Origin of the sequence: Peribacillus sp. CSMR9 (genome assembly GCF_033141925.1) — a bacterium.
Taxonomy (GTDB): domain Bacteria; phylum Bacillota; class Bacilli; order Bacillales; family DSM-1321; genus Peribacillus; species Peribacillus simplex_A.
Window position 1 is genome coordinate 1 of the sequence record NZ_JAOPHO010000011.1, and the last position, 22,287, is coordinate 22,287.

The window sequence follows — 22,287 nt, forward strand, 5'->3', positions numbered from 1 at the left end:
TTGGTATAACCGAAAAAGAATTCACAGCAGCTTAGGATATCAAACTCCACAAGCCATTGAAGACCAAATTAGAAATGTAGCTTAAGATTTAACTTTTTTGTGTCCAAAATATTGACTCAAATCCAACATAGAATCTTTTTATTTGACTGGAAATGGATAGTTTAATATGCTTAGCAAACCAATCCGAGGGAGTTTTTAATTTATTTCAAAAAAATTCCCAGACAAAAATCTTGAAAGTCAAAGAAGGTCAATGTATAATAAAAACAGAAAGTCAAAGAAGGTCAAAGTTTTTTGTGAAATTACCAATATTAATGCTAAAGGAGGAGTACTACATGCTTTGTGAAAAATGCCATGTAAACCAAGCTAATATTCAAGTACATCTTAATATGAATGGTCAGGAGCATGAAGTTAAACTGTGCTCCACTTGTTATAAAGAAGAGCGAAGTAAACTTGGAGCAGCAATGGGGGGAATGGATACAGGGCATTTCCAATATAACGGATCCCTAAATTCATTCAATCCATTTAATTATAATGAAGTTCCTAAACCGGATCCCGTTGAACACAATGATGGCGGAGGATTGCTTGAAGAGTATGGCCGCAATCTGACCGATGTTGCTCGAGCAGGACTGATTGATCCGGTTATCGGAAGAAATGAAGAAATAAAACGTGTCATCGAAGTCCTTAATAGACGTAATAAAAATAATCCAGTTTTAATTGGTGAACCCGGAGTAGGTAAAACAGCCATTGCTGAAGGTCTGGCTTTAGCCATTGTTTCAGGTTCAGTGCCTGGTAAATTGCGTAATAAGCTGGTATATATGCTTGATGTCGCGTCACTTGTTTCGAATACTGGAATTAGAGGTCAATTCGAAGAACGAATGAAGCAATTGATCAGTGAATTACAGGAAAGAAAAAATGTCATTTTATTCATCGATGAAATTCACCAACTTGTGGGTGCGGGCTCAGCCGAAGGGTCAATGGATGCAGGAAATATTTTAAAACCGGCACTTGCACGCGGAGAACTTCAGCTTGTCGGAGCCACCACTTTATCTGAATATAGGAAAATTGAAAAAGATGGTGCCCTTGAGAGACGCTTTCAGCCTGTACAGGTTAATGAGCCGACAACAGCTGAGACATTGGTCATCTTACAGGGTTTAAAAGAAAGTTATGAATCTTATCATGGAGTCACATATAGTGAGAAAGCACTAAAAGCGGCTGTTGAACTCTCGAACCGATACATTCAAGATCGATTCTTGCCGGACAAGGCAATCGACTTGATGGATGAAGCAGGTTCCAAGTTGAACTTGACCATTGAAGACGGCCAGGTAGAAAACATGAAAGAGCGCCTGGCGCAAATCTATAAAGAAAAAGAAAAGGCCTTAAAAGAAGAAGCCTACGAAAAAGCTGCAGTTCTTCGTGATGAAGAAGAAAAATTGGAAAAATCTTTACAGGCTGGAGAAAATGCAGTTAAACCAACCGTTAACGTTGAAGACATTCAAAATATCATCGAACAAAAGACTGGTATTCCTGTAGGTAAGCTGCAAGAAGATGAGCAAGAAAGAATGGTCAATCTTCAAGAGGAACTTATGAAAAAGGTCATCGGGCAGGAAGAGGCTGTCAAAAAGGTTTCTAAGGCCGTCCGAAGAAGTCGTGCCGGGCTAAAATCCCAAAAACGTCCAACCGGATCTTTCCTTTTTGTTGGTCCAACAGGTGTCGGTAAAACCGAATTGGCGAAAACTCTAGCTGAGGAATTATTCGGGGACAAGGAAGCGATGATCCGTCTTGACATGAGTGAATTCATGGAGAAACATAGTGTTTCTAAATTAATCGGTTCTCCTCCTGGATACGTAGGACACGAGGAAGCGGGACAATTGACTGAAAAAGTTCGCCGCAAACCTTACAGTATTATTTTATTGGATGAAATCGAAAAGGCTCATCCAGATGTAATGCATATGTTCCTTCAAATCATGGAAGATGGCCGGTTAACGGACAGTCAAGGCAGGACAGTAGCTTTTAAAGATACAGTGATTATCATGACGAGTAACGCTGGAGTCGGTGAAAAACAAAAAGTAATGGGATTCGGTACAAGTACAGCTGTAGAAGAAGCATCAATCCTCCAATCATTAGGCAGTTTCTTCAAACCGGAATTCCTGAACCGTTTTGATAGTATCATTGAATTCTCAGCTTTAAAGAAAGAAGATCTTCTTCAAATCGTTGATATCATGATTCAAGAACTTGATGAAACACTTGCAGCAAATGGTTTGTCTTTAGATGTAACTCATGAAGCGAAACAAAGGCTAATTGAACTTGGATATCATCCAACTTTCGGAGCGAGACCGCTCCGCCGTGTTCTTCAAGAACAGCTCGAAGACGGCATCACTGATTTTATCTTTGAGCAGCCTGAAGTTAAGAACTTCACTGCAATTGTGGAAGGTACTTCTGTGAAAATTATTAAAACACCATAAAGAGTACTAGAAATGCCTCCAAGACCGTAAAACTGTTATGGAGGCATTTTTTTATCTTTTTCAGGTTTTACTTTTTATAATGGCCATTCAAAAGGATAGCAAAGGTCCAGTCCGGAACTTGAATCACTTGGAGCATTTGGTAATTTGAACTGTAAAATCCGCTGATTGATTTCTGAATCTTCAACATAATCTGCAGTGAGGATGTTTTGAAGGGTAATATCTGCGAAATAATAGCATACGGTAAGATTCACCCTTGATTTTAAATAAAAAATTCCTGTTCTAATATGGGAATTTCAATGGAGGAATGACCTATTAAAGATTCGCTTTCTTCTTTTGAAGAGGAAAATACCAATATTCGAAAACCCGTGGATATAAAAACCGAAAACCAGTCGGAATCCCTTCCGATTGCAAATATTAATCCAGTGAACCCGGCAGAACTAGATGAATTTTATTACTATGACGGAAAAGATTTGGGGAACTCATATCAAAAGGATAAAACGGCATTCCGGTTATGGGCACCTCTTGCATCTGAAGCTAAACTAGTTAGTTATAAACATTGGGATGATTCAGGTGGAATGGAGATTCAGATGGATCGTTCGGAAAAGGGAACCTGGACCATTGAACTTACCGGTGATCAGGATGAATTGATTTATACATATAAAGTGAAAGTTGGAGAAGTCTGGAGTGAAGCCGTAGATCCCTATGTTCGTGCAGTCACGGTAAATGGTAATAAGGGAGTCGTAATAGATTTAACGGACACGGACCCTGAAAAGTGGACACGGGATAAACCACCGCTCGACAAAGCTGAGGACGTTATCATTTATGAATTGCATACACGGGATTTGTCGATTCATCCTGAAAGTGGAATCCATCATAAAGGTAAATTCTTAGGAGTAATTGAAACCGGAACCAAAGGTCCAAAGGATGTGAAAACAGGTCTTGATCATATAAAAGATTTAGGTGTAACCCATGTGCAATTTATCCCCATATTCGATTTTGCTACTGTCAATGAAATGAAATTGAATGAACCACAATATAACTGGGGATATGATCCGAAAAATTATAACGCTCCCGAGGGCTCTTATTCGACTGACCCGTATCAACCAAAGGTCAGGATCCGGGAGTTAAAGGAAATGATCCAAGGCTTACATGATCACGGATTCCGAGTAATCATGGATGTTGTATATAATCACGTTTATTCCGTGGATGATTCAAATTTCAATAAACTGGTTCCCACCTACTTTTTTCGGTATAACGGTGACGGTACCTTATCAAATGGTACTGGTGTAGGAAATGATACCGCGTCTGAACATAAAATGATGCGGAAATTCATCGTTGAATCCGTAACCTATTGGGCGAAAGAATTTAACCTTGATGGTTTTCGTTTCGATCTAATGGGAATCCATGATGTGGAAACGATGAATGAAGTGAAAAAGGCGCTGGCAGAAATTGATCCGACCCTTATTGTTTTAGGCGAAGGCTGGGATATGAACACCCCCTTGGCCCAAGAGCAGAAAGCAAATCAAAAGAATGCTTTTAAAATGCCTGGCATCGCTCATTTTAATGATGCTATCCGCGATGGTTTAAAAGGATTTGTGATGAATGAACATGATAAAGGGTTCATTAATGGCAAACCAGGTATGGAAGATATTATAAAAAAGGGCATCGCTGGTGGTTTGAAATATGATGAGAATATCGCCACATACAAAAAACCAGATCAAGTGATCAATTATGTTGAAGCACATGATAATTATACTTTATGGGATAAGCTTCTCATCACAAATCCTGATGCGACAGAACAAACACGTAAACAGATGCATAAACTGGCTTCAGCAATTGTCTTACTGGCACAAGGAATTCCAATGATCCATGCTGGACAAGAATTTATGCGTACAAAGGGTGGGGATGAAAATAGCTATCAATCTTCTGATTGGATTAATAGGTTGGATTGGAAAAGAAGAGCGGAGTTAGATCGAGAAGTGGAGTATATGAAAGGGCTGATTTCGCTCAGGAAAAACCATTCTGTATTTAGGTTAAGCACACCGGAAGAAATTGAGGAGCATTTACAATTCATCGATGCTCCACCAAATGCAGTTGCCTTCACTCTAAAACATAAGGATTACAAAATTGCAGTGATTCATAACGCAAATTGGGACGCGATAAGCATTACACTACCCCATGAAGGAGAATGGTCCGTTTTAGTGAATGGACAGCAGGCAGGCCTGGGAGGTATAGAAAGGATTAAAGGGAGTCAGGCAACCGTTGCAGCTTTAAGTTCGTTTGTATTGAAAATAAACTTGTAATCAATTGAACTAAAGTCGAAGTGAGAGAATGCTGTTTCTCACTTCGTTTTAGATCATTATTTGATATGAAATCTATTGGCGGAATTAAATCCTCCATTATGTACTCTCACGTTTGAGAAAAAAATGTCGGGGTAGAAAATTATAAACTGGATTATATCATTTTTTATAAGGGAGCGATTATTTTTCTCAGATAAAATACATATAAAAATCAAAGGTGCCGAGGCCAGACTGGACGGTAACCGAACGATATTACAAATGGTAACAGTAAGCTTCATGTTATCATCCTAGTTTAGGAACTATTCTATCGATATAATCCGTATCAATGCATCCTTTGCGGCCGTAGTGTTGAAGCATGCCAAGCTGACAGGCCACTGAAACATTGACTTGATTGAAGCAAAATGCCCACGTGTCATTTTGGATAATAATGTTCCAATCAATGAATCCTCATGTGTATCATGTGGGCACTGTTCCACAGTTAGCCCGTGTAATGCAATGATGGAAAAAGGAATGGAAGGTGAAGCAGGATTTTAACAGGCATTGCTATACAGAACTCAAGGATATCGAGAGTACCCTTTTGGAATATAAAGAAGTGATTAAAGAATCGTTTAAAGTGATGAAAGGCATGCAGGCCGTGGGATTTTACCAATGGTTAGAAGAAAGGGGACAAAGTGCTGAACATTCTTGCCAGGACAGCAGATACTCCCGAAACGGCAAATACGCTTAAAAATCTCCTTCTCATACTTGACATCGTTCCTTGAATGACCAAGAATTAAAACAAGCGATGACTTTCCTTAGGAGAAGATACAAGCAATTTAGAAAGAAACACCCAATTACCAGAGAATCAGCAATTGTATAAAGCAAATGAAACAGTGGACATAGAACGGCCGATTTCCAGAATGTCCTACGATCCAGTAAGGAACGAAAATAAACGAAAGACCAGCTGGGATTTGGATTACAGCCGGAGTTTCGCTCGTAGCCATTCCGCTTACTTTGTCGAGAAGAAATAAACAGAAGCAAATAAATTGAAAACCTTTTTATTATTTTTATGAGTCCTTATCATATCTATTAAAGGAGATTTATGTACCTTTTGTGAATTATCTTGTAGAAAGTGCATCCCATAACATAAAATGGAAGTATCAAAAATATTCAAGGAGTGTATAAATGAAGACTAAATTAATGACCATGACTTTTGGGATCTGTTGTTCTTTATTACTTTCAGGCTGTTCGAGTGAAGGAGAAAGTGTTGTTCAAAAAGAAAGCAGTCATGAAGGACATCCAGCACATACAGTATCCGGTGACCTTCAGGAAGAGACAGGCAGTAAAGACATAGCACCGGATTTCTTATCTGAAAAACCAGAAGAAATGAAGACGATCTATTTAGCTGTTGCTCAAAATAAAGATTTACTAGAAAAAATACCTTGTTACTGTGGTTGCGGGGAATCAGCGAACCATAAAAACAATTACGATTGTTTTATCCATGAGAATAAGAAAAATGGGGAAGTGGTTTGGGATGACCACGGGACAAGATGTGGAGTTTGCTTAGAAATAGCTGCACAATCCATTTTAGATTGGAATGAAGGTATGAGCATTAAAGATATCCGGAATAAAGTGGATGAAAAATACAAAAGTGGATATGCCAAACCGACACCAACCCCTGTTGTTTAAGGATTTGAAAGGTGAAAATAAGTGTTTTCTAGTATAAAAGTGATTAAGAACCAGACAGACATCTTAAATAAAAAATGGTGCAGTTCAGTTCAAAGTCAGGAAAAATACACATGTTCTGGACGGCAACTTGGGGAAAACCTACAGTTATAAGGTAATGAATTGAAAAAAATGATAAAACAGTAACGCTGGCAGTGATATATGATACCCGGGGTGTCACTACAGAGTTATTTTGAATATTAAAAAGTCCAATTTCTCAGCATAAAAATTGAGAAATTGGACTTTTATCGTTACACCGGAAAAGCGCCCGATTATCGAAGATCTTAATTACTAACATTTCTTTTACGATGTTTCAATAAATTAGGGAACGCAACCATATTATTCCACGTATTATTATAATGCAATATAAATGGTAGAAAACACTTTACGAACGTTCGTGTAAAAAGGCATTAACAGAAAATGTTAATATATATTTATCATTGTAAAAAATGCTCTGGGGCTGAATCACCAGAGCATTTTCTATTTTAAAGATGGTATTTGTGATAGTAGTAAGAAAGAGCAGAGAAACGACTTAAGGGTCAAGTTTTTAAAGGGGAAAGGAAATGTTCTTTTATTGTGCAAGTAACACATTCAGAACGAGTGGATGGGTGTATGAAAAAATAGAGTGGTTGTGAATCATGAACCTGTTTTATAAAATTAAGTACGGATAAATTTTATAGAATAGGGACATACTTTAATATCCCAGATGAGAGTGAATGGATATACGGATATGGAGTAGACAGGAGAGATTTGTTTTATTCTTATTGAAGGTGTAAAACCATTACCGCCAAAAGATGTTCATTTGCAGCCCACACCTACCTACATTCCTATACCCGTTAATATGGACCGCGAAATACAAATATCCATTAAAGTGAACCGGATTGCCACTATACAATTAACTTCTTATATTATAGAAATCAAAGAATTGGATAAAGCAGGGGGCTTGATTTGATCCTAAAAGGGTAATCACTTTTAAAACTACTCATAATAAGGTAAATAGAAGGAGGAAACCATGCAGAATCCTGAGAACTTCTTTAGTGATCAAGAAATTTGTATGCACTTTGATACGGGGTCCGAACTGTTTGGTGGAGCGATCATTCCTCCAATATTCGGGAATTCTTTATTTGTCTACCCCACACATGAAGAGCTTGTCAAAGCAGAAAATGATCAACAAAATCATTATGTATATACACGAGGGACTAACCCAACTGTTGAAATCGCCGAAAAAAAATTAGCCGCATTGGAGCAGGAGGAGCAGTGTAAATGTTTTGCTTCAGGAATGGCTGCGATTACTGCAGCAATATTCAACAGTGTAAAAGCCGGAGACCATGTGTTATGTATAAGTAATATATATAAATCCACAATGGATCTGTTAACTTATTTGCAGAAGTTTGAGATTAACCATTCAGTTGTTTACTCGACTGTAAAGAAAGATATCGAGAGAGCTATCATGCCAAATACAAAATTAATATACCTGGAAAATCCGACAGATTTGAATCTCCAACTTGTCGATCTTAAGGTTATTGGTGATATGGCAAGGTCTTGTGGTGTTCGTACGATCATTGATAATACATGGGCCACCCCCCCTCTTTCAAAAGCCTTTAACTTATGGGATTGATATTGTAGTTCATTCCGCATCTAAATACTTAGGAGGACATAGTGACTTGTTAGGCGGTGCATTAATTACTAGTGGTGAAGTAATGAAGGATCTTTTTAATAAGGAGTATTTATTGTTTGGTGGAACGATGGGGCCGCGCGAAGCCTCACTATTGTTGCGGGGATTGCAAACATTGCCATTACGTATGAAAGTACATCAAGAAAACGCTAAGCAAATCGCAGGTTTCCTTTCTTCCCATCCAGCTGTATCAAGGGTAAATTACCCTGGACTTCGCTCGCCGCGTAATACAGAAATAAATAATCAACAGCTAACTGGCTTCTCGGGTTTATTGACTTTCGAACTTAAAAGTGCAAATTATGAAGCAGTAAAGACAGTGATAAACAAAGTAAGGATATTTAAAATTGGAGTGTCCTGGGGTTCTTTCGAGAGTCTTATTATGTCTCCCAACTTAGGTAACAATGCTGACAATCTAATCAAGGAACATGTAAGCCCTGGGTTAATTCGTCTCTCTGTAGGAATGGAACCAACAGAAAAATTAGTCGCAGATCTTGAACAAGCACTAGATTTATGAAATCTCTGTTTGCAGGATAACCTGAAATGTATCATCCTTTTGACACTGGAATGGGGAATTACTTAAGTAATAACTGGCATTTGTTTATAATTGCTGTTAGAGATGGATTTTTTCCCATATGGATTTATTAATGATTTAATGGGATACTTCCAATAAACAAAAAAATGTAAAGGAGATATCCATTTGACATTAATCCGCCTAGGTTATGTAGCCATGAGTACTCATGTGCAAAACTGTTCACCATCGCAAACGATGACTTTTGCTCAGTTTTCGAAAATTAAGGACAAAGATGCGGCGATAAGGAAACTTGAACGCATTTCGATTTCCAATCTTCATAATTGTTGGCGTTTACTGATACATAACGAAGCTAATAATATTCAATTCTTTAGACTTTCTTCTAAACTCATACCTTTAGCCAATCATCCAGAAATCCCAGAGTGGGATTACATAGATCCTATTTTGGAAGAACTTGCTAAATTAAAATCATTTATTACAAATCATCCAAAAATAAGGATAGATTTTCACCCAGATCATTACGTCATCTTGAATAGTTCAAATATAGATATACTGAAGACATCATTAAGAACATTAAGGATGCATTATACTTTATTGGAGAAAATGGGGATTAACCCTGAGCATCGCTGTGTTCTGCATGTTGGCGGCGGTTATGGCGAACATGTACAGGCTTTGGAGCAGTTTATTCATAATTGGGGGTTGATTCCTGAATCGATTCAAAGAATGGTCATTCTAGAGAATGATGATACTACCTTTACTTTGACGGAAACACTTTACTTATGTGAGAAATTGGGGATTCCTATAGTTTTTGATTATCACCATTACCTCGCACATCGGTTACCAAGTGAAAATTGGAAAGACCATTGGGACCGAATATTAAATACCTGGAGTAATTCCAAACTACCTCCTAAAATGCATATTTCAAGTCCAAGGTCCGATAAAGAATTTCGAGCACATGCTGACTTTGTGGATACAGGAATCTTCATGGATTTTTTGCAACAAATTAAGGGGAGTTTACCACAATTGGATTGTATGATTGAAGCAAAACAAAAGGATGGAGCACTTTTCCAGTTGATGGATCAGCTGCAAGTTTACAAAGATATAGAGATCATTGATGGAGCCAGTTTTTATATTCATTAATAAATTGAGGTTATTTGATAAAGAGGGTGCATAAGATTCTCTTTATCAAATGTAATAAATAATAATTGAAGACATTGTTTACATAACATAGTTATGGTCAATCGAATTGATTTTATAAAAATGAACAATATGATTAAATGATAGAAATATTCAAAAGTATACATTAACTTACAAAAATATTAAAAAAGACAAAAAAACGAGCTTCATATTTAGTTTTTAAAGCCGTTGTTTTAATTCCATAGAGTCATTAATCAAAACTGTCTTAAAAACGCTATATGGGTCTATACAGACGTTTAAAGGACGTTAGCAGATTTTAAGGGCTTATTGGGTGATTTCGCAAGAATATTCCGAATGTAACAAAGGACCCCTATTGATACATTCGAAATCGCGTTAAATCAAGGTTTATAAGGGTATTGAAATTAAAAAAACTTGCCTTTTTTTCGCCTGTTCACGTACAATGAAAGAAGGGGAAAGGGGAATGAGTCATTCATGCAAGCGACCTCTCAAAGAATCAAGAATGTCCAGCCGATACGCCGGCTCGATCACATAGAAAAGATGAAAAAGTCACTATTAAAATATTGCAGCTACAGGGATTATATGATGTTTTCAATTGGGATAAATATCGGTTTGCGTATAGGGGATCTTTTACAATTGCGAGTGAAAGATATCCTAGAAGGCACGCATATAGTCATTGTGGAGCAAAAGACAGATAAAATTAAACGGTTCATCGTCAATCCTCAACTTCGTAAGGAAGTAAAGAAGTATGTCCGGAAAATGAACCTGAATAATGAACAATATTTATTTCCAAGTCGAAAAGGGAATGGACCGATCACTAGGGTACAAGCCTACCGGGTCTTGAACAAAGCAGCTGAAATGGCAGACATTCCGGATGTAGGTACACATACCTTAAGAAAAACTTTCGGTTATTTGCATTACCAAAAATTCAAGGATATCGCATTACTGCAGCAAATCCTAAATCACTCCAATCCAAAAGATACGATGATATACATAGGTCTTACACAAGATTTAATGGACGAAACATTAATGGATTTCTATTATTAACTGACCGGGCCGATTTATAGCCGACCAGTATTACTCAGTTTGTTATTGGTTACCACATTCCTATAATAGGGAGGTATTCCAGCGAAAACATTATTTCGATATAACTGGATGGTTAAAGAAGACTGGTCTTTAATCGGAGAGATGAGAGATGAGAGATGAAAGAGGAAGAGCTTCTCCGTTCCACATCTAGCGGAGTGGGGGGCATAATCCAAACACTTTTCCATTTAGATGATGTAAAAAGGAGTTGGATACGCCTTTTACAAGGAAAAAAACTTCACTGAGAGTTTTGAAAATTACAAGAGTTTGGATCAAGTAATGAAATTGGACGCTGTTTTTCGTGCGGAAGTGAAGGACTTTGTATACAATTGGAATAAGAACTTGGAAAATAAATTATTTTATGACACAATAACAAATGGGAAAATTGTAACTGATACTTGGGGTGAGAGAAAGTGTCATAGTTTTTATCATTTTGATCGAGAATAACCAGCCAATATCGGGTCAAGATATTAGCTGGTTATTTGTAATGAACACTTAGCTGTGAAAAGAGCGCAATTTTTCACTCCAGAAAAGCGCCCAGTTGTTGAAGGATCCTTGTTTAAACTTTATTCAAGATAAGCGGCTTTTAAACGATAGACTAGTTACAAAACTCCCTTATAATCTGCTTCTTTATTTCTTCTATCGGAAACTTCTGTGGATAGGTAGATATCATCAACATAATACCTTGGAGCACAGATGAAAAATATAACGATCGTTTCCTTGGCTCCTTTTCTCCCATTATTTCAAATATTTTGCATTGAAACTCAAACTGTCTAGTGTTTTCCCCGATAAGGAGATGAGTGTATTTAATCAACTCTTCATCAGCCTCTGGCTGTGTTTGTAGGTGTAGATAGAAGCGATGGACTTCCGGGTTTTTATGGATATTATCAATGGCACCATTGACTATATATTTAAGCTGCTCATTTGGTGTCTCCAAGATGACTGCTTCTTCCATGACTTTAACCACTTCCCTGATTCTGGCCTCGACCATTTCAGAAAGCAGTTCTTCTTTTCCTTTGTAATAGTTATAGAGTAACCCTTTAGAAATACCCGCCTTCTTGGCTATATCGCTTATAGAAGTAGCGTAAAATCCTTGTTTCATAAATAACTCCATGGCTGCAGCACGAATTTTTTCTTTGGATGCTTGGCGAATACGGTCATTCTCTTCGGGTGTACGTGGCATTTTAACTTCAATCCTCCATAAAGGCAGTGAATTCTTGATATAAAAATTCAGAATGGGTGAGGGGCAGCATATGATCGGCATCCTCTAGTTCGATGAAACGGATGTTTGGAACCTTACGGAAATAATCGGCAACTCGAAAATTGTCTGCCAAGTCTTTTTTGCCGATAAAAAATAAAGTTTCGGGGTTCAATTCTTCTAATCGTTCCATTGCTGGCGGCTGAGGCCATTTCATGCAGAAATCAGCGGGCCACCTAAGCATGCGCCCGAAATGATGCCTGAGCATTTGAACAGTGAGATCTTTGTGCGGACTATCGATAACAACCTGGTAAGTTGGTGAATGAAGGGCAAGATCCAACATCTTATCTATATTCGGGGCACTTTCTAATATCTTGTCATGATATTGTTCAAACTCCTTTGAATAAGGAAAACCTGTTAAAGAAGGAGCGATTAATACAAGTTTCGATACTCTTTCAGGGTAATTAAGAGCGAAATCGGTTGCAATCTGTCCGCCCATGGAATGGCCTATAAGCGTTGCCTGATTAAGTTCCAGGTAATCCATTAATGCCAATACATCGTCAACATAGTTTGCATGTTTTATTGGGGATGGTGATTTACCGGCACCACGACCATCAAAAGCAATCACTTTGTAATCCTTAGATAAAAGTGATGCCAAAAATGTCCAATGCCTTAAATCAGCACCACCATTATGAATAAGAACAACAGGATGACCATTACCAGTAATCTCGAAATATAAATCCAATACACCCCCTCCGATTTTTACTGAATTTTCAGTATTATTTTATTATTGAATGAACATTTAGTCAATAGAAAATGCAATTTAATTTCGCAAAATCGCCCGTTCTCTGAATAACATAACTGCCATGTTATTATAAACCATTATCAAAAATCAGTATTTTTGTAACGATTGATTACTGAATCGACAGTATAGAACATTCTGTTAAAGAGACAGTCTCAGCAACCGGAATATCTCAAGGTTCTCTATATAAGGCAATAAATCGATGAAAACTGAAAGAAATAAACGAATAAGGAGTATTTTATTAGTCTCCATATTTACTTTGCGGTCCAGAGCAAGAACCATGTCATTAAGTCTTGTTGAACAACTAATGAATTAGCTGATCTCAGTAATGAATAAACAGGCCTCATTAAGTAGTTACCATAATATAATTATGGTAACTACTATTCCTGATTTATTCTACTATCCATAAAAAGCATATAATTATAGGGTTCCAGACTGTAGACAATCTTCAACTAAAGAAAGGTTTTTCTTTTTTTAATGAACTCTGGCAATCAACGCCAATGTTGAATAATATTTATCAAAGTATAAGAAGGAGAGGATGCTCTGTCTTTTAAAACTAAATTTCGTGTAAAATCCTTATTTTGGAGGAAGAATCTCAGGGGAAATTCAATATTATAAAAAGGCATTCTGTTGAGGAATGCCTTTTTTATAATATTATTCAGGATTTTTCAAGTTATTAGTTAAAAAATTTACCTTTGCTCAACGGGAATAAATAGGGGGATTTTAAAATAAACCTATTTATCTATTGAATCAATAGGTTGTTCTAATCTCATATGAATTAATAACAAAGAACAAAATGGAGCGTGCACCTTTAAAAGCTAAGTAAAAACGATCAACTCAACTAAATATTAAAAACAGGTAGTTGTTCTATTGATTCTTAATATTACTTTACTCACTTCATCAAGATTAAGTTCATCAAACCCAACTGTTATAATATTAATAATTTGACTATATTTGTTAAAAATACTATTATGAAAACGCATACATAGTTTAACCTCATAGATTAATAGATTGAAGGAGGAGTAACATGCCTAAAACTTTGTTTAAACTGGATCTTAGTAAACCGATGGAGCAACAAGCACACCCGGGGCATAATCGTTGGCATCCGGATATTCCCGCTGCTTTTTCAGTAGAGCTGGGCCAATCGTTTCGTATGGAGTGTAAAGATTGGACGGATGGACAAATTAGCAACAATGACGATCCTCGTGACATTAGGGATGTTATTTTGCCGCGAGTTCATGTATTAAGCGGACCGGTTTATGTAAATGGAGTGGAACCGGGTGATTTATTAGTTGTTGATATTTTGGATATCGGTGCGTTTGCTGAGTCTGAATGGGGTTTTAATGGAATTTTCGCCAAAGAAAATGGAGGAAGTTTTTTAACAGAACATTATCCGGAAGCAGCGAAATCTATCTGGGACTTTGAAGGAATTTATACGACTTCAAGGCATGTGCCAGGTGTTAAGTTTGCCGGGCTTATCCACCCTGGATTAATTGGTGTGGCGCCTTCAATGGAGCTTCTGCAAGAGTGGAATAAACGAGAAAATGAATTGAAGATGACAGATCCCGACCGTGTACCTGAACTAGCAACTTCTCCTCAAGCAGAGCATGCAGTGCTAGGCACGTTAAAAGGAGCAGAATTTGATCGGGTGGTCAAAGAGGGAGCGAGAACCGTGCCTCCAAGGGAAAATGGAGGAAACTGTGACATTAAAAATTTATCAAAAGGTTCAAGAATTTTCTTCCCAGTATTTGTGGACGGAGCAAAACTTTCGGTAGGTGACCTCCATTTTTCACAAGGGGATGGCGAAATTACATTCTGCGGCGGGATTGAAATGGCGGGATGGATTGATCTTCGTGTCGACGTGATTAAGGGAGGTATGGAGAAATATAAAATTAAAGACAATCCTGTCTTCAAACCTGGTCCGGTTGAACCAAATTATTCCGATTATTTAGTGTTTGAAGGCATTTCAGTAGATGAGTTTACAGGAAAGCAACATTATTTGGATGCAAATATTGCTTACCGCCGAGCTTGCCTGAATGCAATCGAATATTTGAAAACACTCGGTTATACAGGAGAGCAGGCATATATGATATTAGGTACAGCGCCTATTGAAGGCCGGATAAATGGAATCGTCGACATCCCTAATGCGTGTTGTACCGTGGCCATTCCGACCCAAATATTTGATAAAGATATTAATCCGAAGTAATAAATAGATGGATGAAGGGGGACTTTCCTTGCCTAGTTACACCTTTAACTGCAGTCAATGCGGTGAGTTCACACTATTCTTTAAGTCAATGGCAGGCAATAAAGGAACAGCGCAATGTCCGGGCTGCCATCAAGGGGCTTCCCGTGTCTACCAACCACCCAATTTGTTTTCTAATTCGAAGGAAATACGCACCCGTATTGAACGGGGGATGGAGCCTCGTAGAATGACAAAAGAAGAATTAGGGCCAAAACAAAGTAAAAGGAAACCACAAGTCAGTCGTCCATGGCAAGTTGGGCAGTAAGCAAAGACGATTTCTCCTATAAACACTTAAAAAAGCACAAAAAGGAAGATCAAATTCCTTTTTGTGCTTTTGGTTTCTATTTAAAGGGATAAAAGGTAACATCTAAGATTTTACCGCGATTTTTTGTATCACATTGCGATGAAAATACGATTCATGCTTACTTAATTCTGCTTCGGTGGTCAATACTTAAAATAGTTACTAGCATCTACTAATTCAAGCTGTTCCAGTACTTCTGGTTGAATTTCTTTAATAGAGGAACAAGAAACTAATCCTTCTGAAACGTAACCAATTAAATAATCCTTTAAAATCACGAACATAATTAAAGAGGGTGAGGGGCTCTGATATCCAGTTTGGCATCTTGTTTAAATAGTTAAATATAAACAGGTGCCACAAATTATAATCAGATGTGAATTAGATGTTTACCTAATATATTGTATCCAGTGTTTTTTAAATTGGATACAATATATTTAATTTTTAGTGTTGTAATCGCTTTATATAGTTGATATAGTTAAAATTGTATCCAATATTGAAAGGTGGACGCTTAATTGGATAATGTTAATTCCGATCGAGATAAATCAACCATCGTTAAAAATGTAACCAAAAGCCTCAGGAATGCGATTTTGAATGGGACGTTGAAAAAGGGGGAGCGACTCATCCAAGAGGAGTGGGCCGATCGCCTGGAAGTTAGCAGAATGCCCATTCGAGAAGCCCTTACACAGCTTCAAATGGAAGGCTTGGTGGAAATGGTTCCTCATAAAGGAGCAGTCGTCACACCTATTACCCGGGATGATATTGAAGAAATTTATCATACCAGGTCCCTGCTTGAAGGCCTTGCCGTGGAAAAATCGCTTCCTTATTTAACAAAGGAGGATAAGGAAAAATTAAAAGGTATTTTGATTGAAATGGAAGGAATTCAGTTATCTGATGAAACCAATGAGCATTATATCCTTTTAAATGCGGCTTTCCATGAAACCCTCCGCAAAGGGTGTCCATGGCCAAGGGTTCAAAAAATGGTAGAGACACTCGGTATCTCACCCATTGCGCCGAATTTGCTGATTGATTATTACCCAGAAACGCAAAGGGAACACCGGATGATATATGAAGCGGCACTAAGAGGGGATCCTGCAGAACTAAGGGCAGCAGTAGAGTTTCACATTTTACGAACTAAGAATAATTTAATTACGTATATGGAGTTGCTGAATACTAAAAATCATCGATAAAAGGGGTGTTAATTGTGTATGATTTTGCAATTGTTGGTGGGGGAATAGTAGGTTTATCGACGGGAATGGCACTTTATCAGCGTTTTCCTAATGCTAAAGTGGTAGTCATTGAAAAAGAGGCCGTTGTTGCAGATCATCAAACGGGGCATAACAGCGGCGTCATCCATTCAGGAATTTATTATAAACCAGGCAGTTTCAAGGCACGGTTTGCCCGTCAAGGAAGCAAATCAATGACGGAATTCTGCCGGATGCATGGAATTGAACATGATATTTGCGGAAAGGTCATTGTTGCAACAAAGCCAGAAGAGTTGCCCCTTTTGGATGATTTATATTCACGCGGTTTGCAAAATGAGCTAGCTATACAACGAATCGGTGTGGGCGAGTTAAAGGAAATCGAACCACATGTCAATGGACTTGGTGCGATACGCGTCCCGCAAGCAGGCATCGTCAATTATCGTCAGGTAAGTGAAAAGATGGCGGATATCATCCGGGGCAACGGCGGTGAAATCAAGCTGAATACAAAGGTGGAGAAGATTGACGAGAATTTTGATGATGTCATCATCGAAACGAACAATGGTACCATAAAGGCAAGGATAGTCATTAATTGCGCAGGGTTGCACAGTGACCGTATCGCAGCAGCTGCGGGGTATAAAACTGATATGAAAATTGTCCCGTTTCGCGGTGAGTATTTTAAACTGAAGCCCGAAAAGCGCTTCCTTGTCAATCATTTAATTTATCCGGTACCTAACCCGAAATTCCCATTTTTAGGGGTTCATTTCACACGGATGATTAGCGGGGAAGTAGATGCTGGACCAAATGCTGTACTAAGTTTCAAGCGGGAAGGTTATAAAAAAACCGACTTCAATGCGAAAGATTTAACTGAAGTTTTAAGCTATAAAGGTTTTTGGAAGCTGGCTAGTAAATTCATGAAGGAAGGGATGGATGAGTATGTCCGCTCTTTTAGTAAAAAGCAATTTACGAAAAGCCTACAGGAATTAATTCCGGAAATTCAAGAAGATGATTTAATCCCTGCACCTTCTGGAGTGCGGGCCCAGGCGTTACAGGATGATGGTAATATGGTGGATGATTTTCATATTATAATGGGGAAACGGACCATTCATGTATGTAATGCACCGTCACCTGCTGCAACAGCCTCAATTGAAATTGGAAAAGAGGTTGTTAACCGAATTCCGGAACAATCACACTTATTGGAAGCTGTATTGACAAAATAAAATTCGTTAAAGAGAGAGGAAGAAGCCTCATGTTCAATGGTAAAACAATTTTCATTGCAGGTCATGCACGTTTACCTCAAGGAATGGCAGCGAAAAGTGTCTTTGAAACATTGACCATCACTGCAGAAATCGATGCTAAATATGGGGTTGTCCTGGAAGCTTCTTGTACATTGGCAACAGAACATGGCCGGGAATTCATTGGGCGTTTGTTAAAAGGGACCAGTCTAAATGATGGTGTTGATGACGCGATAGAATCGATTCAAACTTATTATCGGGGGAAAGCGGCTAATGCATTGATTGCTGCCTTAAAGGACCTGGATATCCATTTTCAGCAAATTAAAGCAGGAGAAAAAACGAAACTACCAAGTTAGTAATATAATTTATCAGAATAATTTGTAAAAACCATTGACAATTTTACTGAAAAACGTTTAAATGGAATTAAGCCAATATTATGACATTAACACCTTTTGGAAATTACCATTTCAGAATCGTGTAAAGATCTTAATGATTGGAAACAGGAAAAATAAATCATACATAACTGCATATTCGCTGTGACTCTATTTGCATAGAGCAGTGAAGTGAATATAAGCCAGTTGTACAGTTGGACTCCTATTTTATTTGGGGATCATGTGCGACTGGCTTTTTATATTTCCTGTTAATTTTTTCATCCATATAACAAATAACAGGAGGAATTATTCATGAGCATTGCAGAAAAAAAGAGAGTTAAGTTTGAAAGGAAAACAGAAAAATATGAGGTGAAAGTCCACCCTCAAACCAGCCGATTGTATCATATTGAAATTTCTAAAGAAGCAATTGCCGCATTTTTAGAAACGGCATTGAAGGATAATCAGTCTGTTCAACATCTGGAATATACACCATACGCAAGACTCATCGTTGCATCATATCTATTGGATCAAGTAGGAGAAGATTTTGGTGAAGTGCTTAGGAACATCGTTCATGATCGGGATTCCGGGGGGTTCACCCTCGGCTTGGAAGGTGTCACTGAAAATACAGATGAATATGTCATTTTTGCAACGGCCATTTCATACTTGCTTGGAACACCTAACCATGATGCGATGTCAGGAAAATATTATGCACGTTTTAGTGTTCAAGACACGGATAGCAGCGATTCATATTTACGTCAAGCCTATCGTTTATTTACACTTCATACAGACGGAACTTTTGTAGATGAACCAACGGACTGGTTACTAATGATGAAGATGATCGAACAAAATGCCCGCGGTGGCGAATCACGGTTATTGCACCTAGACGATTGGAAAGAGCTTGATATGTACGTTAATCATCCATTATCAAGTCAAAAATTCACGTATAAGGCTCCAAAAAGCAAGAACATTGATCAGGAGATTGAAAGATTGACTTTCTTCAATCATAATAACAAACCTGGTGTATGTTTTATCGATCAATTTGTTTATCCTGAATCAATTGAACAAGCAAAATACTTACGGGATTTTTCAAATTCATTAGAAAACGATGAAAGTGTAGTTGAACTGGAACTGCCTGTTGGAGATTTAGTTGTCGTCAACAATATTTTTTGGCTTCACGGCCGCGCTGCATTTGAAAAAGATCCGAACCTGAACCGTGAATTACTACGTCAGCGCGGAAGATTTAATCAATAGTTTCATTTTGTAAACCCAAATGTTTTTTCTCCATCCCCAAATACCATTTAAAGATAAATTCTTTTCCACTCTTTGGTTGGAAAGCAATTTATCTTTTTTTTTGCAAGGTTTTGTTAAAGATTAATGTTTTTAATTTGAAGTGAAAAAAGAGGTCCTTAAACAATTGTTTCTCTAGTTGTTCATCTTGAACTAACGCTACCAGTTTGTGTAAAGTTTAATCTATTCTATATTTTCATTAATCTTCCTGCTTCATCATTCAAACCTAATTTAACCATTTCATTAATGATCCATTCTTTTAACGCTATCTTGTCTGAAATTAAGTAAGTAAATTGAGCATCTCTTATGAAAGCCAGTTTGCTTTCCGTTGTTTCTGAATTAAAAAAAGATTTCACGTCTTCCAAGGTAATCTCCATATCTTTTTCAAGTTTGTATTTGATATGTTTCCTATTCATGCTGCCTAAAGATACTATGCCTATACCATCAAGAGTCGATAATATTGTTTGTTGCTCTCTTGCTGTCATTACTTCTTTTTCCACATAATGATATACATTCTCTATTATTTTGCATCCAATTGTGGATCTTATCTTTTCTACTACATAGTTTGCTTGTTCTTCATTTTCCTCATCTACTTCTTTTTTTAGTTCTTTGAACAAACTAATATACTGTTCCTCTTCTTTAATTAAATTAATGTTAGAAATTGTAGTGGCATCTTTCATCGTACAAACTAAGCTAACAAACTCCCTTATATTCCTTGCTACAATTTTTATAGGTGCATCAAAATCCATTGGACTGATACATACAATAAACGCATTCTCCAAATCAGATACCATTCCAAAATCGGTTAGGAAGCCATAATGAATGCCGTCACAACCTATATTTGCAAACGGAATGACATCGTAGGGAGTCATTTCATAATGTGAGAAGTCTACTTGTAAACAAAGGCTTAAATCACCTAATGAGTATCCTTCTTTTTCAATAACCTCCTCTAAATTCTGGAGCATTTCAAAGGTTGGCGGCATTTTCAAGTACTTTCCAAGATAACTCATACTTTTCTCCTCTAATTTTGTGCCTTGAGATAATTTAAGGATAGCCTACACACTAAAATTTTACAATTATTACTATCAGATAGTATAGTTCTCCTAAAAAGCAACAAAAATTATTGAACAATTCTAAAATAAAAAATGACTTCCGCCATAGCAAGTTGCTCTTTTATCGTAAAATTCTTTTACGGTGGCTGTTATTAACATTATTAAACTCACAATGGTTTCACTTGAATTTTTAGGAAAGGTAGTTCAAGATTGGAAGGTGGTTAAATTAATGAACTTTTAAACTATTTTTATGGTGAGAAAAAATGGATAAATTAAGAAATCGTTTGTATTTAAATATGTTTTTTGGAACTATTGGTATAGTTCTAGTCGGAGTAGGTGCTTTGAAGTATCAAGTTGTAATGGATGATTTTGAAGGATACATCATTGCCTATGCTGGTTTTTTATTTACTGCCGGTTACATAAATTACTTAGAAAAAAAAGCTGGAATAAGCAATAAAATAATTTGGATTAAAGCGGGCATCTCTATTGCTCTATTTTTAATTATTTCTTTTACTTTACATATCTTATCCTTTTAACAGGGTCCATAACGACTATTAAGGTTGTAGAGGAACGTAAGAAGTAGCATTTGTCAGTTCAAAGTACTTCCTATAAATGGATATTGAGGAATAATCATCCGCAAAGGAAAAAACAACAATAATTGAACATCATCAAAAATATGCTTTTAAAAATACTCTGCTAAAGGGTGTTGTTAGGTATGTTAGTTAAACAAAGAGAGATATAATATGAATTAAAATTCATGAAAAAAGGAGATAGTATTTTTATGGGGATCGCTAATTTTTCTAATTTTACGCACTTTAAGGACTTAATTAATGCTTTACCTGCTGCCTATACAGATGAAATGATACAAAGCGAGCAATTTTTGCTTGAAAGAGATGAAAAGAAAAAACTCGAAATTTATTACGCACCTTTCGAATATGTAAATGAACTGGCCAAGGTGGTAATTGTCGGAATCACTCCTGGTTTACATCAAATGAAAAAATCGTATTCTACCCTAATTAACTTAGAGGACATACATAGCGATGAAGAGATCCTACACGAAGTAAAAAAGAATTCCAGCTTTGAAGGATCGATGAGAAAAAATTTGATTCAAATGTTAGATGAGCTTGGGTTACACATATACTTAGGCATATCGTCCACTCTGGACCTTTTTAAAGAAGCTAGTCACATCGTTCATACCACCTCTGTTTTAACCTATCCTGTCTTTTATAACGGGAAAAATTACAACGGAACAACTCCGAACATATTAAAGACCGAGTTGCTTAAAAAAAATATAATGGAAGGCTTTGCTACCGAAATAGGTGCCATCGATCGCCCGCTCATTATTCCTTTAGGCGTTAATGTTTCCAAGGTATTAAACTATTTAGCGGGTCAAGATTATTTGAATTCAAACAACATACTTCTAGGGTTTCCTCATCCATCTGGAGGAAATGGTCATCGACATAAGCAATTTGCAGAAAATAAAGAGCAAATGCAAATGATGTTACATCATTATTTTTCGAAATAACTGAGATAAAAAGGTAATGCACTCTGTCCTATCTTGATACAGAAAAGTTCAATGGATATATAACTGTATTGAATACAATTAAAGTAACTACCACCTTTTACAGTAAATACTCGGTAAAAATGTATGTATTGGTGATGATGGTTATTTGTGGCTTCAACAATTTCCTTTAG

The 22,287-nt window shown here is 37.1% G+C and carries 19 protein-coding genes and 2 pseudogenes; 18 read left to right on the top strand and 3 right to left on the bottom strand.

Annotated elements, in window-relative coordinates; all coding sequences use genetic code 11:
* Window positions 1–332: 332 nt before the first annotated feature.
* The 10 genes and pseudogenes from N9I19_RS08190 to N9I19_RS08235 all read left to right on the top strand — a co-directional run bounded on the left by N9I19_RS08190 (window position 333) and on the right by N9I19_RS08235 (window position 10,872).
* Complete coding sequence (locus tag N9I19_RS08190) at window positions 333–2,462, top strand: ATP-dependent Clp protease ATP-binding subunit (RefSeq protein WP_317777468.1); 2,130 nt, start codon at window positions 333–335, stop codon at window positions 2,460–2,462.
* Between the two features lie 311 nt (window positions 2,463–2,773).
* Window positions 2,774–4,765, top strand: a pseudogene (gene pulA / locus N9I19_RS08195) (type I pullulanase); the annotation flags it as partial.
* 299 nt (window positions 4,766–5,064) lie between these two features.
* A pseudogene (locus N9I19_RS08200) lies at window positions 5,065–5,293 on the top strand (hypothetical protein); the annotation flags it as partial.
* Window positions 5,280–5,489: a hypothetical protein gene (locus N9I19_RS08205; RefSeq protein WP_317777469.1), complete on the top strand. Its 210-nt coding sequence runs from the start codon at window positions 5,280–5,282 to the stop codon at window positions 5,487–5,489. The pseudogene N9I19_RS08200 and the gene N9I19_RS08205, both read left to right, overlap by 14 nt.
* Window positions 5,490–5,613: 124 nt before the next feature.
* Complete coding sequence (locus tag N9I19_RS08210; RefSeq protein ID WP_289320364.1) at window positions 5,614–5,772, top strand: hypothetical protein; 159 nt, start codon at window positions 5,614–5,616, stop codon at window positions 5,770–5,772.
* A 154-nt stretch (window positions 5,773–5,926) separates the two neighbouring features.
* On the top strand, window positions 5,927–6,430 hold the full coding sequence (locus N9I19_RS08215) for a PCYCGC motif-containing (lipo)protein (RefSeq protein WP_317777470.1): 504 nt from the start codon (window positions 5,927–5,929) through the stop codon (window positions 6,428–6,430).
* 1,048 nt (window positions 6,431–7,478) lie between these two features.
* Window positions 7,479–8,084, top strand: coding sequence for a PLP-dependent transferase (locus N9I19_RS08220; protein ID WP_317777471.1), 606 nt, complete (start codon window positions 7,479–7,481; stop codon window positions 8,082–8,084).
* Complete coding sequence (locus N9I19_RS08225; RefSeq protein ID WP_317777472.1) at window positions 8,014–8,655, top strand: trans-sulfuration enzyme family protein; 642 nt, start codon at window positions 8,014–8,016, stop codon at window positions 8,653–8,655. The genes N9I19_RS08220 and N9I19_RS08225 overlap by 71 nt, the downstream gene beginning before the upstream one ends.
* Before the next feature lie 183 nt (window positions 8,656–8,838).
* Window positions 8,839–9,810, top strand: a complete 972-nt coding sequence (uvsE, locus tag N9I19_RS08230) for a UV DNA damage repair endonuclease UvsE (protein WP_317777473.1) — start codon at window positions 8,839–8,841, stop codon at window positions 9,808–9,810.
* A gap of 489 nt (window positions 9,811–10,299) precedes the next feature.
* Window positions 10,300–10,872, top strand: coding sequence for a site-specific integrase (locus N9I19_RS08235; RefSeq protein ID WP_250211804.1), 573 nt, complete (start codon window positions 10,300–10,302; stop codon window positions 10,870–10,872).
* A 634-nt stretch (window positions 10,873–11,506) separates the two neighbouring features.
* Here N9I19_RS08235 and N9I19_RS08240 read toward each other — a convergent pair.
* A complete protein-coding gene (locus tag N9I19_RS08240) occupies window positions 11,507–12,091 on the bottom strand; it encodes a TetR/AcrR family transcriptional regulator (RefSeq protein ID WP_317777474.1) in 585 nt (194 codons plus the stop codon).
* Between the two features lie 7 nt (window positions 12,092–12,098).
* Complete coding sequence (locus tag N9I19_RS08245; RefSeq protein ID WP_317777475.1) at window positions 12,099–12,851, bottom strand: alpha/beta fold hydrolase; 753 nt, start codon at window positions 12,849–12,851, stop codon at window positions 12,099–12,101.
* 1,084 nt (window positions 12,852–13,935) lie between these two features.
* Here N9I19_RS08245 and fmdA point away from each other — a divergent pair.
* The 6 genes from fmdA to glaH all read left to right on the top strand — a co-directional run bounded on the left by fmdA (window position 13,936) and on the right by glaH (window position 19,504).
* Complete coding sequence (fmdA, locus tag N9I19_RS08250) at window positions 13,936–15,114, top strand: formamidase (protein WP_317777476.1); 1,179 nt, start codon at window positions 13,936–13,938, stop codon at window positions 15,112–15,114.
* Between the two features lie 28 nt (window positions 15,115–15,142).
* Window positions 15,143–15,415, top strand: coding sequence for a zinc ribbon domain-containing protein (locus N9I19_RS08255; protein ID WP_061463260.1), 273 nt, complete (start codon window positions 15,143–15,145; stop codon window positions 15,413–15,415).
* Window positions 15,416–15,960: 545 nt separating this feature from the next.
* Entirely contained in the window at window positions 15,961–16,635 is a 675-nt protein-coding gene (locus tag N9I19_RS08260) for a GntR family transcriptional regulator (RefSeq protein ID WP_317777477.1), read from the top strand.
* Between the two features lie 14 nt (window positions 16,636–16,649).
* Window positions 16,650–17,867 carry an L-2-hydroxyglutarate oxidase gene (lhgO, locus tag N9I19_RS08265; protein WP_317777478.1) on the top strand — a complete coding sequence of 406 codons (1,218 nt, stop codon included), beginning with the start codon at window positions 16,650–16,652 and terminating at the stop codon, window positions 17,865–17,867.
* A 29-nt stretch (window positions 17,868–17,896) separates the two neighbouring features.
* On the top strand, window positions 17,897–18,238 hold the full coding sequence (locus tag N9I19_RS08270) for a DUF3870 domain-containing protein (protein ID WP_061463257.1): 342 nt from the start codon (window positions 17,897–17,899) through the stop codon (window positions 18,236–18,238).
* A 327-nt stretch (window positions 18,239–18,565) separates the two neighbouring features.
* A complete protein-coding gene (gene glaH, locus N9I19_RS08275) occupies window positions 18,566–19,504 on the top strand; it encodes a glutarate dioxygenase GlaH (RefSeq protein WP_089362271.1) in 939 nt (312 codons plus the stop codon).
* Between the two features lie 224 nt (window positions 19,505–19,728).
* On the opposite strand, the gene N9I19_RS08280 is transcribed toward glaH, so the two are convergent.
* Window positions 19,729–20,550, bottom strand: coding sequence for a hypothetical protein (locus tag N9I19_RS08280; protein ID WP_317777479.1), 822 nt, complete (start codon window positions 20,548–20,550; stop codon window positions 19,729–19,731).
* A 305-nt stretch (window positions 20,551–20,855) separates the two neighbouring features.
* On the opposite strand from N9I19_RS08280, the gene N9I19_RS08285 reads away from it, so the two are divergent.
* Together N9I19_RS08285 and N9I19_RS08290 are read left to right on the top strand one after the other, a co-directional pair.
* Complete coding sequence (locus N9I19_RS08285) at window positions 20,856–21,128, top strand: hypothetical protein (protein WP_317777480.1); 273 nt, start codon at window positions 20,856–20,858, stop codon at window positions 21,126–21,128.
* 245 nt (window positions 21,129–21,373) lie between these two features.
* A complete protein-coding gene (locus tag N9I19_RS08290) occupies window positions 21,374–22,117 on the top strand; it encodes a uracil-DNA glycosylase family protein (protein ID WP_317777481.1) in 744 nt (247 codons plus the stop codon).
* Window positions 22,118–22,287 lie beyond the last annotated feature (170 nt).